Here is a 15,003-nt window from a genome sequence, read left to right on the forward strand (position 1 = left end):
TGTGAGAATGAATGGCAACGATCCCCGCGGCCCCTAGTTGCGGGCGAAGATAGCACGACGAATCCAAGCCTTCGAACACGATTTCAGCGCGTCCGGGCCCGAAAATCGCAGTTCCCTTGCAAGAAAAGCTATGCGTGACCGCCAGAGCACGGCGCGTCAGCATAATTGGATTTTTCGGCAATGTTGGTTCTGCGAGGGACAATCGAAAGACGGGCGCCAAGCCGGACTTGCGACCCATGCCCTCCGATTTCGGAGAGCCCGATATCCACGCAGTGTTCTCAAGGCTCGCAACTGAACGCACGCGACACCCCTCATCCGGACGATCGACTGCCCGATTCCCAGCCCCTGGCGCACTCCAATACCTCCCACGACACGGTAAGTATGGCGTTAAAAACTCGCCACCCCCGCAACCCGCCGTGGTTGTGGTTTGCCCAAGATTCTGCCAGTTTAGCCAGCTGAAAGGACTTGTATGCACCTCATGGCGGAAAGGGGCGTTCCTCTGGAAGAACGCCAGAAAGCACTCCTCGGCGGCCTCTCGGATTGGGATGCGGCCAGGATATTCCTTGAGGTCGTACGTTGCGGCAGCTTCCGCTCAGCGGCCGAGCGCCTTTCGCTCTCCATCAATGCCGTCCGTCGGAAGATCGACGATTTCGAGCGCCAGATCGGCGCCACCCTGTTCACCCGGGACGTGCACGGCACCCGTTTGACCGACGAAGGAGCGATGGTGGTCTCGGCCGTAGAGCGGATGGAGGCCGCGACCTTCGACGTGCTGCGCGCCAGCGACACGCTCGCCGGCACGTCCGGCGAGGTTCGGGTCGCGGTCACCGAGGGACTCGGCACCTTCTGGCTGGCGCCGCGGCTGGTCGAATTCCAGCAGAGCTATCCCAACATCCTCGTCGACCTGCACTGCGCGATGCGCTCGGCCGATGTCTCCCGGCACGAGGCCGACGTCGCCATCCATCTGTCGCGCCCCTCAGCGCTCGACATCAAGCTGGTGCGGCTCGGCCGCATGCACCTGATGTTCTGGGCGGCCGAAAGATACATTCAGAAACATGGCGCGCCGCGCACGGCTCACGAATTGATCAAGCACCGCCTGGTGCTGCAATTCGCCGACCAGATCGCGGCCAAGGAAACATTCGAGAGCTTCTTCCCGGGCGTTGCGGAGCGTGACCTTCTGGTCATGAAGACCAACGTCTCAAGCGCCAACTACTGGGCTGTCGCGAACGGTGCCGGAATCGGCGTATTCCCGAGCTATGCCATCGCGCTCGGCGGGAAGTTGATACCACTGGAGGTCGCGTTGAACCGACCGCTGGATATCTGGTTGTCCTACCATCCAGGTAGCGGCCGGATTCCAAGGGTGCGGCACATGATTGACTGGCTGATCGAAGCCTTCAATCCGGCTCGCTTCCCGTGGTTCAAGGATGAATTCGTGCATCCGCGCGAATTCAAGGAAGTGTACATGGGCGAACCCCTGACCCAACTCTTCGGGGGATTTTCAACCGAAGAACGGTGAGAAAAAGTATGAAAACAGCGGCGAAGAGAATGAAGCAGCGCAGTGCCGGCAAGCCGGACATTGAGCTTGGCAAACGGATCAGGTTGCGGCGCGTCGAGATGAAAATCTCGCAGGCTGAGCTTGGCGAGAAGCTGGGCGTCAGCTTCCAGCAGGTCCAGAAGTATGAAAAGGGCGTCAATCGTGTCGGCGCGGCCCGTCTGCAGCAGATCGCTTCGGCGCTCGACGTGCCCGTCACCTTCTTCTATGACGGCGACAACAAGGCGCGCGAAGTCGAGAGCCTTCTGTTCCTCGACAGCGCCTTCAGCCTCCGGCTGCTGCGCGCCTACAGCAAGATCAAGGACCAGACGGTGCAGCGTCAGCTCGTCTCGCTGATGGAATCGATCGCGGCGAACGAAAGCTGAGCGATCGACGGCTGGGCAGTCGGCCGTCCATCGGACTTGATGTTCAATCCGCCGCGTCGCGGGGGCGCGGCTGGATTGGACGGGACTTCGCCGCGCGCCGGACGCGCGGCTTTTGCTTTTTTGGGGCCTCCTTCTGAACGGGTCCCCTTGCTGCTTTTCGTCCGTTTCCGGCGCGTTTTTCACGAACCGATCCGAGCCGTCGAACGACCAAATCGAAGGGGGATGGGCCGGGACGCCTGCGTTTAATCGGACCGCAATCCCCATGCCCTAGCCTGCCGCCGCCTCGCGAATCGCCGAAAGCCGCGCCCGCGGCACTATTGCAAGACCATCACGCGAGCGCCCGTCCGGGCCTCGACTTTCCAAGGGGAAGATCAGAGACATGTTGAAGCGCCAAGCGATGATCGTTGCGGTTGGCCTGTTCGCGAGCGCGTCGGCTCTTGCGCAAACCGAAACCACCGGCCAGGCCGGCCCCGCAAGGCCCGCTGCCGGAGCGCCGGCCGGCACGACGCCCGCGACGGCCAATCCGGCCCACACGGCGGCGCCGAAGGCCGCTACAACGCCTGCCTCGACCCCGGAGTCACGCTCAGCCGCCGCGCTTGCGCTGTCGCATGAGCCGACCTTCGACGAAGGTTCGGCCCAGCGGATCAAGGACGCCGCGCTGAGCTACTCCGACCTCGCCGTGCGCGGCGGCTGGCCGACGCTTCCAGCGGATGCGAAGTTCGCAGCTGGCACGCAGGGGCCCAATGACGAGCTGCTGCGCAAGCGCCTGATCGCCTCCGGCGACCTCGCCGACGACAAGGCAAGCGGCGCCTTCGACCAGGATCTGACTGAGGCCGTGAAGCGCTTCCAGGCGCGCCATGGTCTGGCATCGACCGGCACGATGACACCGCGCACGATCGCGGCCATGAACGTCTCGGTGCAAAAGCGCATCCGGCAGCTCGAGGCGTCGCTGGAGCGGCTCCAGAACACCAACTTCGGCTTCGGGCAACGCTATGTCGTGGTCAACATCCCCGCGGCCTTTGCCGAGGCAGTCGAGAACGACGTCGTGGTGCGGCGCTATCGTGTGATCGTCGGCAAGACCGAGAAGCCGTCGCCGACGCTGACGGCCGAGATCACCGGCGTCGTCCTCAATCCGACCTGGACCGTGCCCTCCTCGATCGCCAAGACCGAAATCTCCGCGCATATGCGGAAAGATCCGACCTATTTGTCGCGCATGCATATGGAGGTGCTCGACGGCCACGACAATCCGATCGATCCGCATTCGGTCGACTGGTCGGGCACGCACACGCCGAACTTCACCGTGCGCCAGCAGAACGGCACGTTCAACGCGCTCGGCGCGGTCAAGATCGACATGCCGAACTCCTATTCGGTCTACATGCACGACACCAACCAGCGCAATCTGTTCAGCGACGACTATCGCTTCGATTCCCACGGTTGCTCGCGCGTCGACAATGTCCGCGATCTCGCGGCCTGGCTGCTCAAGGACCAGCCGAAGTGGAACCGCGCCGCGATCGACGCCGAGATTGCCACCGGGCAACACCTGGAAGTCACAATGGCCAAGAAGGTGCCAGTGGCCTGGATCTATCTCACGGCATGGATGACCAAGGACCAGACCATCCAGTTCCGCAACGACGTCTATAACCAGGACGAGCAATTGCTGGAGGCGACCGCCGAGGAGGCTGCGTTCTTCGGCATTGCCGCCAACCACCCGCTGACCGCGCATATGGCGCAGTAGGCGCGGTATGGCCGCTCGAACCAAAATCTGAAAAACAACCCCATGCAAAGTAGCCGAGACGACTGCCGATCGACTACGGATTTAGCGAAATGCGCTTGACACGTCGGGCAAGTCAGGGGCAATAGTCGATCATCGCGCAATCCACGAAAAGACAACCGTGGCCTGTCCAAGACTGGGCCCGCGACGGTTGACCTTGCCACAGCGCCTGCCGCACATTGCTCCCGCCAACGACAAGCGGGTGAGCGATGCCGGATACGTCCAACACGACTGACACGTCCTACGCCGACGGCAAGATCCTAAAATCGTCCACCGACGGCGTCGGCGTGATCATCTTCAACAATCCCGACAAGCGCAATGCGATGTCGCTCGAGATGTGGGAGGGATTTGGCGAGGCGCTGACGAGCTTGCGCGACGATGACGCGGTGCGCGTGGTGATCCTGCGCGGCGCCGGCGGCAAGGCTTTCGTGTCGGGCGCCGATATCAGCCAGTTCGAGAAGCAGCGCCACAACGCGGCAGCCTCCGAAGACTACGCGAAGCGCAGCGCCGCGCAGCGGGCGCTGCTCGCAGACTACCCCAAGCCGACGATCGCCTGCATCCAGGGCTTTTGCCTCGGCGGCGGCATGCAGGTCGCAATGCTCGCCGATATCCGCATCGCCGCAGCGAGCAGCCAGTTCGGAATCCCCGCGGCAAGGCTCGGCATCGCCTATGGCTATGACGGCCTGCGCCACCTGGTCTCGCTAGTCGGACCTTCCTGGGCGCGGCTGCTGATGTACACGGGCATGCGGATCGATGCGGCAGAAGCGCTGCGGATCGGGCTCGTAGAACGCGTGATCCCCGACGATGAGCTCTGGGGCGAGACCATGGCGATCGCCAAGACAATTTCCGAGAATGCGCCGCTCGCAATCAAGGCCGCTAAGATCACCATTTCCCAGGTGCTGAAGGACGAGAGCCAGCGCGACATGGACGCGATCAAGGCCATCGGCACCGCCTGCATGGACAGCGAAGATTTTCGTGAGGGCCGGCAGGCCTTCATGGAAAAGCGCAAGCCGCAGTTCCGGGGGCGGTGACGACTGCCTCTCTGGTCGGAGCCGCCGCCCACCTGGAGCGAGTTGGACTCGCGCTCGCCCTCCAACCTCCGTCATTGCGAGCGCAGCGAAGCAATCCAGGCTGCTTCCGCGGGAAGATTCTGGATTGCTTCGCTACGCTCGCAATGACGATGTGAAGAGCATCGCGATTTGGAACCGCTCGCACGTCAGATGACGTGAACCGATATTCAGGAAGATTAAATTCCTCCCGGACCTGTGCGCACATTGCAACCAACTAATCGCGCGACGGTTCTCTCGGCACCAACGAGGGAGATTGTGATGAAACTCAGATTTGCTGTGCTTGGCCTGGCGGCCATGGGCGGTGTTGCGCTCGCGTCGGGGCAGGCTCTGGCGGCAATGCCAAATGGCATTCCGCCGGCCGATCGTATCGCCAGCGGCCCGGCTGCCAATGTCGATCAGGTGCGCTGGGTCTGTAACCCCTGGGGCCGCTGCTTCTGGCGACCGAACTATTATGGCGCCTACGGCTTCTATGGTCCGCGCCGCTTCGGACCTCGCCCGTGGGGCTGGGGTCACCGTCACTGGCGCCGCTGGTGATCGACAGAGGGGCCTAACGGGCCCCTTTTCCTTGTTGACCCCCGCCTAAGGCGACTGTCCTAGTTCATCTTCTTGCGGAGCCTTTCCGCGATCAGACGTTGCGATTCGGCGTATTCTTCCACGATCTTCCGCGCTTCGTCTGTGCGCTCTGTATTCTCTTGCTCGCTCGGCAGCTTCTTGTCGTCATCCATTGGCACTCCTCCTCGCCGCCGTAACGGCAGAGGAAGAAGATCGTTCCTATTGGGCGCGATAGGGATCAGGTCCCGCCGTCATGAACGTTCTCGATGTTGCTCCAGGAGCCGACGTAGGAAAACGGTCCGTTTGGCCCAATTCTTGAACCTAACCTCAGGCGATGCGGCGCGTGTGCGCCGGCAGCAGCTCAGCGGCTTTTCCGAACCGTGCATTTGACTACGTCGCCGCAGGGCAGTGCTCTCCTGCCAATCGAGATGTGCTATGATCCGGTGAGAAGCCTGGATTACCCGTCGGCGTCCTGCCACGTTATTGTCTGCAACCGGCATGCTCAACAATCCCATCATCGTGCAAAAATTCGGCGGCGTTTGTCTTGAAACACCGGCAAAGATCCGTGCGGTGGCAGGTAGTCTGGCAGATTTGCGCAGCCGTGGTTATCGCGTCGTGGCGATCGTTTCAGCGATGGGTAAGGCCACCGACGACCTGGTCAGGATGGCTTATCAGGTAAGCCCGCATCCCAACCGCCGTGAACTGGATATGTTGCTGACGACCGGCGAGCGCATCAGCATGTCCTTGATGAGCATGGCACTGTCCGACCTTGGTGTGCCGGCCATCAGCTTTACCGGCAGTCAGGCCGGAGTGATGACCGACGACTCCCATTCGTCCGCGCGCATTTTGGATGTGCGGCCCACTCGCGTGCTCGACGAACTTGGTCGCGGACGAATCGTGGTTTTGGCGGGCTTTCAGGGCGTGAACCCGGTGACAAAAGAAATCACCACGTTGGGTCGCGGCGGCAGTGACACCACTGCGGTCGCCATGGCCGCGGCGCTGAAGGCCGAGTGCTGCGAAATCATCAAGGAGGTCGATGGAGTTTGCTCGGCCGATCCGCGCATCGTGCCGAATGCAGAGCCATTGCGTCGGCTGGATTTCGCGTGTCTATCCGAAATGTGCTTTTGGGGCGCCAAAGTTTTGCATTTTCGTAGCGTGGAGCTGGCACAAAGCCAAAACGTGGTCTTGAGTCTCAAGAAATGGGGCGGCGCCGAATACAGCACGCAAGTGATCAAAGAGGTCGTCGGAATGGAAACAGGAAAAGCCCTGGCGGTCAACTCGTTGGCGCGCATTGAACATGTAGAGATCGATTCGACGGATCTCAATCAGGGCTTTGAGAAATTCGCGCAGCATCTCAAAGAACACGACTTGTCCTGGCCACAACTCCTCGCCTCTGCTTTCGCCGCCGGAAAAACGCGCATTATGCTTTCTAGCGATTCGGAGTCTCTCGACACTCTGCTGCGCACGCTCGAGCGGAGCAACGACTTGCGTAAACATCGTGAGACCTTAAGCTCGGTGAGCCTCACTTGCTTCGGCGCCGTTTCTTCAGCCTTGCCATTTAAGGCGATTCAGATTCTGAAACAGCACGGAATCATCGTCGACAAATATGTTCTGTCCCCCCATTCGGTAAATTTGTTTGTTCCTGTGGAGAGCCGCGAGGCCGCAGTCAGAGCTTTGCATTCGCTGATCTAAACGAGCGTCCGCGATGCAGCTCCAGAGGTCGCCTTCTGGGCCCTGACCAAAGCAATGCTGAGGCGTCGGCTCCCGAGAGTAAATCGGAACCAGAATTGAGTGATCCCGGATGTCCGCGCGTGACCCCTTCGGCGACCTCCAGCGACATCGGCTAATAAGCCGCTGTCCGCGAACAAGCGGACATCACAGGACACAATTCTGGATACAAAAGCCTAGAGCGCGGCAAGCACCGCTTTCGCGATGTCTGCGGTGCCGTTGCTGCCGCCAAACTCCATCGGCTCGATGCCGCCGGCATAGACCTGATCCACCGCGCGCTCGATTTGTTCGCCGGCCTCCGCGGCACTTTCCACGCCGTGCTTGTCGGCCAGCCAGTCGAGCATCATCGCGGCCGACAGGATCATGCCGGTGGGATTGGCCTTGCCCTGCCCCATGATATCCGGCGCTGTGCCGTGGCAGGGCTGGAACACGGCGTAGCGATCGCCAATGTCGGCCGACGGCGCCATTCCCATGCCACCGATCAGGCCAGCGGTAAGGTCGGAGAGGATGTCGCCGAACATGTTCTCCATCACCATGACGTCGAAATCCCAGGGTCGCTTCACCAGCATCGCCGAGCAGGCATCGACATAGAGGCGATCCGCCTTCACCGCGGGGTGGTGCTTCGCCGCCTCGTCGAACATGTCGCGGAAGAAGGCAAAGGCCTTGAACACATTCGCCTTGTCGACGCAGGTGAGCGCGCCCGGCTTACCCCGCGACTTGCGCCGCTCGGCCAGACGGAAGGAGAATTCGAACAGACGCTCTGACGTCTTGCGCGTAATGACCAGCGTTTCGCGTGCGTCCTCATGCGTGACGATGCCCTTTCCCATCGACGCAAACAGGCCCTCGGTGGACTCGCGGATCACGACGAGATCGATGCCGCGCGCATCGGCACCGACGATCGGGCTCGGCACGCCCGGGATGAGGCGCGCCGGGCGCACGCCGGCATAGAGATCGAAGTGAAAGCGCAGCTCGACCTGAGGCATGATCTCGGTATTGTCGGGATAGCGCACCGACGGCAGCCCGCAGGCGCCGAGCAGGATCGCATCGGCCTCCTCGCACAGCTTGATCGTGGTATCAGGCATCGACTTGCCGGTGGCGAGATAATTGTTGGCGCCGGCCGGCGCCTCGGTGAAGCGGAAGCCGAGCCCTGCCTTCTCGCCGACCTTGCGCAGCACCTCCAGCGCCGGTGCCATGACTTCGGGACCGATGCCGTCACCGGCGAGCACGGCAATGTGGAACGCGTTATTTGCGGACATGGGATTTCCTGAGCAAAGACCGGAGCCACACTGTCATTGCGAGCGAAGCGAAGCAATCCAGAAATGCATCCGCGGAGGCAGTCTGGATTGCTTCGCGGAGCCTGTCATCGGGCCGCCCTCGACGCGGCTCCGTTGGCTCGCAATGACGAAGGACGAGCGTTCACTACGGCGTCAGCACTGTGCGTCCAACCACCGCGCCCTGCTGCAATTGCACGAGCGCGTCGTTGGCCTTGTTGAGCGGCAATGGCGTCACCGGGATCGGCGGCACCTTCTTTGACCGAACAAGGTCGAGCAATTCCTGGGTCTCGCGCAAATTGCCGACATAGCTGCCCTGAATCGTCACCGCCTTGATCGGGATCAGCGGCAGCGCCCAGGTGGCGCCGCCACCGAACAGGCCGACGATGACGAGCTTGCCGCCCTTGGTCAGGCAGTCAAAGCCGAGCTGCGTTGTCGCCGCGTTGCCGACGAGATCGACCACCGCGCGGATCGGGCCGCCCGCCCTCCTGGCGAGCTGCTCCAGCGCATCCGGCGCTTTGGGATCGACGGTGGCGAGGGCGCCGGCCTTCTCGGCCGCCTCGCGCTTCTTGGCATCGATATCGACCATGATCGCGCCCTTGCCGCCCATGGCCTTGAGCAGCGACAGCGCCATCAGGCCGAGGCCGCCGGCGCCGAACATCACGATCGGCGTGTCGAAATGCTGCTCGACCTTTTTCAGCGCGCTGTAGGTGGTGACGCCGGAGCAGGCGTAGGGCGCAGAGGTGGCAGGATCTAACCCCCTGAGATTGAGCAAATAGCGCGGATGCGGCACCAGCATGTGATCGGAATAGCCGCCGTCGCAATAGACGCCGAGCGAGCGCGGCGTCAGGCACATGTTCTCGTCGCCGGCCAGACACGTCGCGCATTTGCCGCACCCGATCCAGGGATAGACGAGACCAACGTCGCCCTTGTTCAGGTCGCCCTGGTCCGACGGTTTCACGTCGGGACCAAAGGCCAGGATCTCTCCGACCGTCTCATGGCCCATCGTCAGGGGCAGCGCGATGCCGCGGTCCTTCAACGAGAGCGGCTTGCGTCCATGGCCGAGATCATAGCCGCCTTCCCAGATGTGCAGGTCGCTATGGCAGACGCCGGCCGCCTTTACCTTGATCAGCACCTGCGTGCCCGAGGGCTGCGGTGTCGGCTCATCGAATTCCTTCAGCGGCGCTTTGAAATCCGCGACCTTGAAGCTCTTCATGGCGTCTCTCCCGCTCAATTCTTGTTTTCAAGCGCAACCTTGCCACGTCCTGCGGCGCAAAACAAACGGCGCTGTCCCGGGTTACGTCAGCGGATGATGGCAAGCCGCGAGCTGGCCCGGCGCGACTTCGCGCAGCTCTGGCATCTGCGCTGCGCATTGCTGATCCGCGCGTCGACAGCGGGTGCGAAAGCGGCAGCCGGACGGCGGCGCGATCGGCGAAGGGGGCTCGCCCGTGGCGACACTCTCGGCGGGCCGCACGTCGGGATGGGGGACCGGAATGGCCTCGAGCAGCAGCGCCGTGTAGGGATGCGCGGGCTTCGCGAACAATTGCTCTGATGGCCCGACCTCGCAGAGCCGTCCGAGATACATCACTGCGACGCGGTCGCTGACGGCTTTGACCACCGCCAGATCATGCGCGATGAACAGCAGCGTGAGGCCGAACCGCGCCTTCATCTCCTCCAGCAGATTGAGGATCTGCGCGCGGATCGACACGTCGAGCGCCGAGACCGGCTCGTCGCAGACGATGAATTCGGGATTGAGCACCAGCGACCGCGCGATCGAGATGCGCTGGCACTGGCCACCGGAGAACTCATGCGGCAAGCGGCCGACCACGAGATCGGGATCGAGGCCGACCGCGCTCAGGACCTCGTGGACGAGCTGCTTGCGCTTCTCCGCATCCTTGATGCCGGCGATGATCAGGGGCTCTGCGACGATGTCGCCGATGCGCCGGCGCGGATTGAGCGAGGCGATCGGATCCTGGAAGATGAGCTGGACGCGGCGCCGCATTTTGCGCAGCGGCTCGCCCTGCATGGCCGTCAGGTCCTCGCCGTCGAACAGCACACGACCGGACGTTGCGCGGCGCAGTTGCAGCACCGCGCGCCCGAGCGTCGACTTTCCGCAGCCGGACTCGCCGACCAGCCCCAGCGTCTCGCCGCGCGCGACGTCCAGGCTGACGCCAGAGACCGCGTGCACAATCTTGTTGCCGAGGCCATATTCAACGACCAGATTGTCCACCTTCAACAGCGGCTCGTCGGACTTCGCGCGGGCGGCGACCTGCATCATGCGTCAAGACCTTCGGCCATCTGGATCGGATGGAAGCAGGCGTAGAGGTGCCCGGGCACTTCAGCGCCTGTCAGTTCCGGCTTCGCCTGATGGCAGCGGCCGGCGGCATAGCGGCAGCGGGGCGCGAAGGAGCAGCCTTGCAGGGGTCGGGTCGGATCGGGCGGGCGGCCCGAGATCGCCGGAAGCGGCGTATGCGGCGCGGTCTCGAGCTTCGGGATCGCGGCCAGCAGCGCCTCGGTATAGGGCATGTGCATCCGCTTGAAGAGCGCTGGCGTCGGCGCGCGCTCGACCACCCTGCCCGCATACATCACCGCGACCTCGTCGGCGCGGCCGGCGACGACACCGAGATCATGGGTGATCAGGATCATCGCCATGTGGCGACGGCGCTGCTCGCGCGCCAGGAGATCGAGGATCTGCGCCTGGATGGTCACGTCCAGCGCCGTGGTCGGCTCGTCCGCGATCAGGAGTTTTGGCTCGCAGGACAGCGCGATGGCAATCGCGATGCGCTGGCGCATGCCGCCGGAGCATTGATGCGGATACTGCGCAAGGCGCTGCTCCGGCGCGGGGATGCCGACGGCCGCGAGCAGCTCGATGCTGCGCTTTCGCGCGGCCGGCGCGTCGAGCTCGAGGTGCTCCTGGATCGTCTCCATCAATTGCGTGCCGATGGTCAGCACAGGGTTGAGGGAGGTCATCGGATCCTGAAACACGACAGCCAGGTCGCGCCCACGTAGCCGCCGCAGGCTCTCCGCATCAAGCCGCACCAGATCCTGGCCGTCGAACATGACGCGTCCGGTAAGCTTCGCCTTCTTCGGCAGAAGCTGAAGGATGGCGCGCGACAGCATGGTCTTGCCGCAGCCGGACTCGCCAACGATGCCGAGCGTGCGGCCCGCCTCCAGCGCAAGATCGACATGGTCCACCGCACGCAGATTGCCACGCGGTGTAGGCAGCTCGACCGCGACGTCCTCGATGGAAAGCAACGGCGCGCTCATAACGCCCCCTGACGCGGGTCGGTGAGTGCCCGCAAGGTGTCGCCGATCAGGTTGAAGGCCAGCACCGTGAGGAACAGCGCGGTTGCCGGCAGGAAGGCGAGCCGCGGCGCGATATCGAGGCTTTCGCGCCCCTCCCCGATCATGCTGCCCCAGCTCGCCATCGGCGGCGGCACGCCTAATCCCAGAAACGACAGCGCACCCTCGACGACGATGGTTACGGCGACAGCGAGCAGGAAGAACGCGAGCAGCGGCAGAACGACGTTCGGCAACAGCTCGCGCAGCAGGATGCGCGCATGCGTGGCGCCGAGAGCCTCGGCCGCGATCACGAATTCACGCCGCGCCAGCGTCAGCGTGGACGCACGCGCCACCCTCATGAAAGCGGGAATGCCGAGTACACCCAGGATGAAGGTGAGATTGGGGATCGACTGGCCGAGATAGGCGATCACTGCGAGCGCGAAGACCAGCGGCGGAAAGGCGAGCAGCACGTCCATGCTACCGACCACCAGCGTCTCGAAGCGGCCGCGGAAGTAACCGGCGAGCAGGCCGAGCCCGCCGCCGACGGCGAGGCCGACCATCGGCGCAAACAGCCCGACCGTCAGCGATACGCGCGCGCCGAAGACCAGGCGCGCGAGCTCGTCGCGGCCGAGGCCATCGGTGCCGAACCAGTGCTCGGCCGAGAACGCGGCTCTGCGCTCCAGCATGTCCATGTCGGTCGGGCTTTGCAGCGGCAGCAGCGGCGCCAGAATCGCGAGCGCAAAGACCACGGCGAGCCAGGCGATCGCCATCCAGAACAACAGGCCGAGCCGGCGCCTGCGGCGCACCGGCTCCGGCGCCGCCTCTTCCTGAAGCGAGAGCTCAAGCGTGGCCATGGCGGATCCTGGGATCGAGGACGGCATAGAGCATGTCGACGATGAAGTTCACGATGACGAAACCGGACGCGACCAGCAGCACCACGCCCTGGAGGATGATGAGATCGCGGGTATAGATCGCGCCGACCAGGAGCCGGCCGAGGCCCGGCAGCGCAAAGATCGATTCCACGATCAGCGTGCCGCCGATCAGGCGGCCGATATTGATGCCGGTCACGGTCACCAGCGTCAGCGACGAGGGTTTCAGCGCATGCACGAACAGGATGCGCGAGGGCTTCAGGCCTTTGGCCTTGGCTAGCGCGATGTAGTCCTCCTGCAAGGTGGCGATCATGTCGGAGCGCAGCACGCGCATGATGCCCGGCCATTCCGCGAGCGCCAGCGTCAGCGCCGGCAGGACGAAGAAGCGCAGATTGGCGACCGGGTCCTCGGTGAAGGGCACGTAGCCAGTCGCCGGCAGCCAGTGCAGCTCCACCGCGAACAGGTAGATCAGGAGGATCGCCGACAGGAACGACGGCACCGACAGCATAGCGAACGCGCCGCCGGTCATGAAGCGGTCGAACGGGCCGCCGGCGCGCGCGGCGCAGGCGATCGCGAGCGGCACACCGATCAACAGTCCCAGAAATTCGGCGAGCAGCATCAGCTCGATCGACACCGGCACCCGCTCGGCGACCGCCTGCAACACCGTCTGCCCGGTGCGGAAGGAGCGGCCGAGATCGCCCTGGAGTACGTGGCCGAGCCAGCTCAGGTATCGCCACCAGAGTGGCTGATCGAGCCCCATGTCGTGGCGGAGTGCTGCGACCTTCTCCGGCGTCGCCTGGTCACCGAGGATGACGTAGGCGAGATCGCCAGGCAGAAGCGAGGCGATCAGGAAGGTGAGCAGCGAGACGGCAGCCAGCACCGGCAGGAGATGAACGAGGCGCCGAATGACGAAGGCGAGCATTTGCGCTCAGTCCAGCCAGGTGTCGGAGACGTCGATCACTCCATGGTAGATCTTGGGCAGGCCTTTCAGCTTCGCCGTCGATACGGCGTAATAGGTGTTCTGGAACGTCCAGAACCAGATCGCTTCCTTGTTGATCAGACGGGTGATCCCGCAATAGTCCTCGGTACGCTCGGCGACATCGGCGGTCACGCGCGCATGCTCCAGGAGCTTATCGAGCTCCGGGTTTGAATAGTTGGCGAGCGCGACCGGACTGCCGGTGTGGAAATTGGCGAACATCTGCGGGTCGGGATCGGCGAGGTCGATGATGCGCCACGGCGTCAGCTGGAATTGGCGCTGGAACCCACGCGGCGCGATCGTCGCCTGATCGACCTGCTCAAGCTCCATGTTGGCGCCGACATTCTTCCAGAATTGCTGGAGGACTTGGCCGATCGTTCGCCCGCGCGGCGTCGCCGTGACGATCGTCTTGAATTCGACGGGCTTGCCGTAGTCCTGGAGCAACGCCTTGGCCTTCGCAGGGTCGAGCGGCAACGCACCATCGTCCTTGCACTTGACCCATGAGCCTTCGCCGTAGGGATTGGACGCAGGCTTGGCGAGCCCATTGGTGATCGCCTGCGACATCTTCTTGCGGTCGATCGCCATCACGAGGGCCTGCCGCACGCGGACGTCGTCGAATGGCGGCGTCTTGGTGTTGAAGGCATAGACCTGTGCGCCGGAGCCGGTGTAGGCGTGCACGGCGAGCTTCGGGTCCTTCTGCGCCTTCTGGATGTTGTCCGGATCGTACTCGTCATCCCATATGATGTCGGCCTCGCCCGATTGCAGGCTGGCAAAGCGCGACTGCGCATCCGGCAACGGCTTTAAGGTGATGCGGTCGAGATAGGGATGGCCCTTGTTCCAGTAGTCGGGATTCTTCTCCAGCACCATGCGATCGCCGGCGGTCCATGACTTCAGGATGTAGGGGCCGGTGCCGACGGGATTGCGGCTGTAATAGTCGCCCTTGGTTTTCCAGGCGGTCGGCGAATGCACGACATTGTTCGAGCTCTGGACCGCCATCAGCGCCGGCTGATTCACCTGCGGATCGTTGAGATGATAGACGACGGTATATTCGTCCACCGCCTGCACGTCATGGACATAGGCAATGTAGAACGCACACCGGCACTTGTTGGCGGGATCCTTCTGCCGATCGAAATTGGCCTTCACCGCTTCGGCGTTGAACGGCGTGCCATCTTGGAACTTCACACCTTCGCGCAATTTGAAGGTCCACGTCTTGTAGTCGTCGGAATGCGTCCAGGACAATGCGAGCTTCGGCGCCGCCTGCCCCTTGTCGTCGAGAGTAATCAGCGTGTCGAAGATCGCGGCCGCGGCGGTTTCGGCGGAGGTGTCGTAGACACCGACCTTGAGCGGATCGAAGCCGGGAATATCGAGCTCCTGGCCGACGGTGATGCTGCCTCCGGATTTTTGCGCCTGCGCGGGCTGCACCAGCGGAACAATGGCAAATGCCGTGACAAGGAAAATCGGCGCAAGCCTGCGCGCCGCGGCAACTGCGTGCGTCATTGTTCTCTCCCAAAACCTCTCGTCCGGTATGTTCCGGATCCTTGATGACTTCAGGCGAGATTGGCGAGAATCG

General features: G+C 63.2%; 14 protein-coding genes. 6 read left to right on the forward strand and 8 right to left on the reverse strand.

All coding sequences use genetic code 11. The features are described from left to right. Nucleotides 1–469 precede the first annotated feature (469 nt). The 5 genes from NLN62_RS01200 to NLN62_RS01220 all read left to right on the forward strand — a co-directional run bounded on the left by NLN62_RS01200 (nucleotide 470) and on the right by NLN62_RS01220 (nucleotide 5,289). Entirely contained in the window at nucleotides 470–1,513 is a 1,044-nt protein-coding gene (locus NLN62_RS01200; protein ID WP_027525556.1) for a LysR family transcriptional regulator, read from the forward strand. Nucleotides 1,514–1,542: 29 nt separating this feature from the next. Next, entirely contained in the window at nucleotides 1,543–1,914 is a 372-nt protein-coding gene (locus tag NLN62_RS01205) for a helix-turn-helix domain-containing protein (protein ID WP_020608151.1), read from the forward strand. 379 nt (nucleotides 1,915–2,293) lie between these two features. Beyond that, nucleotides 2,294–3,649: a murein L,D-transpeptidase gene (locus NLN62_RS01210; RefSeq protein WP_027525557.1), complete on the forward strand. Its 1,356-nt coding sequence runs from the start codon at nucleotides 2,294–2,296 to the stop codon at nucleotides 3,647–3,649. Between the two features lie 245 nt (nucleotides 3,650–3,894). Next, nucleotides 3,895–4,716: an enoyl-CoA hydratase gene (locus tag NLN62_RS01215; protein WP_027525558.1), complete on the forward strand. Its 822-nt coding sequence runs from the start codon at nucleotides 3,895–3,897 to the stop codon at nucleotides 4,714–4,716. 297 nt (nucleotides 4,717–5,013) lie between these two features. Next, nucleotides 5,014–5,289 carry a hypothetical protein gene (locus NLN62_RS01220; protein ID WP_027525559.1) on the forward strand — a complete coding sequence of 92 codons (276 nt, stop codon included), beginning with the start codon at nucleotides 5,014–5,016 and terminating at the stop codon, nucleotides 5,287–5,289. 59 nt (nucleotides 5,290–5,348) lie between these two features. On the opposite strand, the gene NLN62_RS52865 is transcribed toward NLN62_RS01220, so the two are convergent. Further along, complete coding sequence (locus tag NLN62_RS52865) at nucleotides 5,349–5,480, reverse strand: hypothetical protein (protein WP_256375313.1); 132 nt, start codon at nucleotides 5,478–5,480, stop codon at nucleotides 5,349–5,351. A 325-nt stretch (nucleotides 5,481–5,805) separates the two neighbouring features. Between NLN62_RS52865 and NLN62_RS01225 the strand changes: the two genes are divergently transcribed. Further along, a complete protein-coding gene (locus NLN62_RS01225) occupies nucleotides 5,806–6,999 on the forward strand; it encodes an aspartate kinase (RefSeq protein ID WP_027525560.1) in 1,194 nt (397 codons plus the stop codon). 212 nt (nucleotides 7,000–7,211) lie between these two features. Here NLN62_RS01225 and NLN62_RS01230 read toward each other — a convergent pair whose 3' ends face one another. The 7 genes from NLN62_RS01230 to NLN62_RS01260 all read right to left on the reverse strand — a co-directional run bounded on the left by NLN62_RS01230 (nucleotide 7,212) and on the right by NLN62_RS01260 (nucleotide 14,930). Next, nucleotides 7,212–8,291: an isocitrate/isopropylmalate dehydrogenase family protein gene (locus tag NLN62_RS01230; RefSeq protein WP_254107076.1), complete on the reverse strand. Its 1,080-nt coding sequence runs from the start codon at nucleotides 8,289–8,291 to the stop codon at nucleotides 7,212–7,214. Nucleotides 8,292–8,454: 163 nt separating this feature from the next. After that, nucleotides 8,455–9,522: an alcohol dehydrogenase gene (locus NLN62_RS01235; protein WP_254107077.1), complete on the reverse strand. Its 1,068-nt coding sequence runs from the start codon at nucleotides 9,520–9,522 to the stop codon at nucleotides 8,455–8,457. Nucleotides 9,523–9,603: 81 nt separating this feature from the next. After that, complete coding sequence (locus NLN62_RS01240; RefSeq protein ID WP_254107078.1) at nucleotides 9,604–10,584, reverse strand: ABC transporter ATP-binding protein; 981 nt, start codon at nucleotides 10,582–10,584, stop codon at nucleotides 9,604–9,606. Beyond that, nucleotides 10,581–11,573, reverse strand: a complete 993-nt coding sequence (locus tag NLN62_RS01245) for an ABC transporter ATP-binding protein (protein ID WP_254107079.1) — start codon at nucleotides 11,571–11,573, stop codon at nucleotides 10,581–10,583. The genes NLN62_RS01240 and NLN62_RS01245 overlap by 4 nt, the downstream gene beginning before the upstream one ends. Beyond that, nucleotides 11,570–12,442, reverse strand: coding sequence for an ABC transporter permease (locus NLN62_RS01250; RefSeq protein WP_254107080.1), 873 nt, complete (start codon nucleotides 12,440–12,442; stop codon nucleotides 11,570–11,572). Before NLN62_RS01250 ends, NLN62_RS01245 begins: the two co-directional genes overlap by 4 nt. Beyond that, nucleotides 12,429–13,379, reverse strand: a complete 951-nt coding sequence (locus tag NLN62_RS01255; RefSeq protein WP_027527989.1) for an ABC transporter permease — start codon at nucleotides 13,377–13,379, stop codon at nucleotides 12,429–12,431. Before NLN62_RS01255 ends, NLN62_RS01250 begins: the two co-directional genes overlap by 14 nt. Before the next feature lie 6 nt (nucleotides 13,380–13,385). Then, nucleotides 13,386–14,930 (reverse strand): ABC transporter substrate-binding protein, encoded by a 1,545-nt coding sequence (locus NLN62_RS01260; protein WP_254107081.1) that lies wholly within the window; start codon nucleotides 14,928–14,930, stop codon nucleotides 13,386–13,388. Nucleotides 14,931–15,003 lie beyond the last annotated feature (73 nt).

Source organism: Bradyrhizobium sp. CCGUVB23 (assembly GCF_024199885.1).
In the GTDB taxonomy this organism is placed as follows: Bacteria; Pseudomonadota; Alphaproteobacteria; order Rhizobiales; family Xanthobacteraceae; genus Bradyrhizobium.

Excerpts from the sequence above, each read along its gene's own strand:
- NLN62_RS01260 (WP_254107081.1), bottom strand. The coding sequence starts at position 14,930 with ATGACGCACGCAGTTGCCGCGGCGCGCAGGCTTGCGCCGATTTTCCTT.
- NLN62_RS01210 (WP_027525557.1), top strand. The coding sequence starts at position 2,294 with ATGTTGAAGCGCCAAGCGATGATCGTTGCGGTTGGCCTGTTCGCGAGC.
- NLN62_RS01250 (WP_254107080.1), bottom strand. The coding sequence starts at position 12,442 with ATGGCCACGCTTGAGCTCTCGCTTCAGGAAGAGGCGGCGCCGGAGCCG.
- NLN62_RS01245 (WP_254107079.1), bottom strand. The coding sequence starts at position 11,573 with ATGAGCGCGCCGTTGCTTTCCATCGAGGACGTCGCGGTCGAGCTGCCT.
- NLN62_RS01240 (WP_254107078.1), bottom strand. The coding sequence starts at position 10,584 with ATGATGCAGGTCGCCGCCCGCGCGAAGTCCGACGAGCCGCTGTTGAAG.
- NLN62_RS01225 (WP_027525560.1), top strand. The coding sequence starts at position 5,806 with ATGCTCAACAATCCCATCATCGTGCAAAAATTCGGCGGCGTTTGTCTT.
- NLN62_RS01255 (WP_027527989.1), bottom strand. The coding sequence starts at position 13,379 with ATGCTCGCCTTCGTCATTCGGCGCCTCGTTCATCTCCTGCCGGTGCTG.
- NLN62_RS01205 (WP_020608151.1), top strand. The coding sequence starts at position 1,543 with ATGAAGCAGCGCAGTGCCGGCAAGCCGGACATTGAGCTTGGCAAACGG.
- NLN62_RS52865 (WP_256375313.1), bottom strand. The coding sequence starts at position 5,480 with ATGGATGACGACAAGAAGCTGCCGAGCGAGCAAGAGAATACAGAGCGC.
- NLN62_RS01220 (WP_027525559.1), top strand. The coding sequence starts at position 5,014 with ATGAAACTCAGATTTGCTGTGCTTGGCCTGGCGGCCATGGGCGGTGTT.
- NLN62_RS01215 (WP_027525558.1), top strand. The coding sequence starts at position 3,895 with ATGCCGGATACGTCCAACACGACTGACACGTCCTACGCCGACGGCAAG.
- NLN62_RS01200 (WP_027525556.1), top strand. The coding sequence starts at position 470 with ATGCACCTCATGGCGGAAAGGGGCGTTCCTCTGGAAGAACGCCAGAAA.
- NLN62_RS01230 (WP_254107076.1), bottom strand. The coding sequence starts at position 8,291 with ATGTCCGCAAATAACGCGTTCCACATTGCCGTGCTCGCCGGTGACGGC.
- NLN62_RS01235 (WP_254107077.1), bottom strand. The coding sequence starts at position 9,522 with ATGAAGAGCTTCAAGGTCGCGGATTTCAAAGCGCCGCTGAAGGAATTC.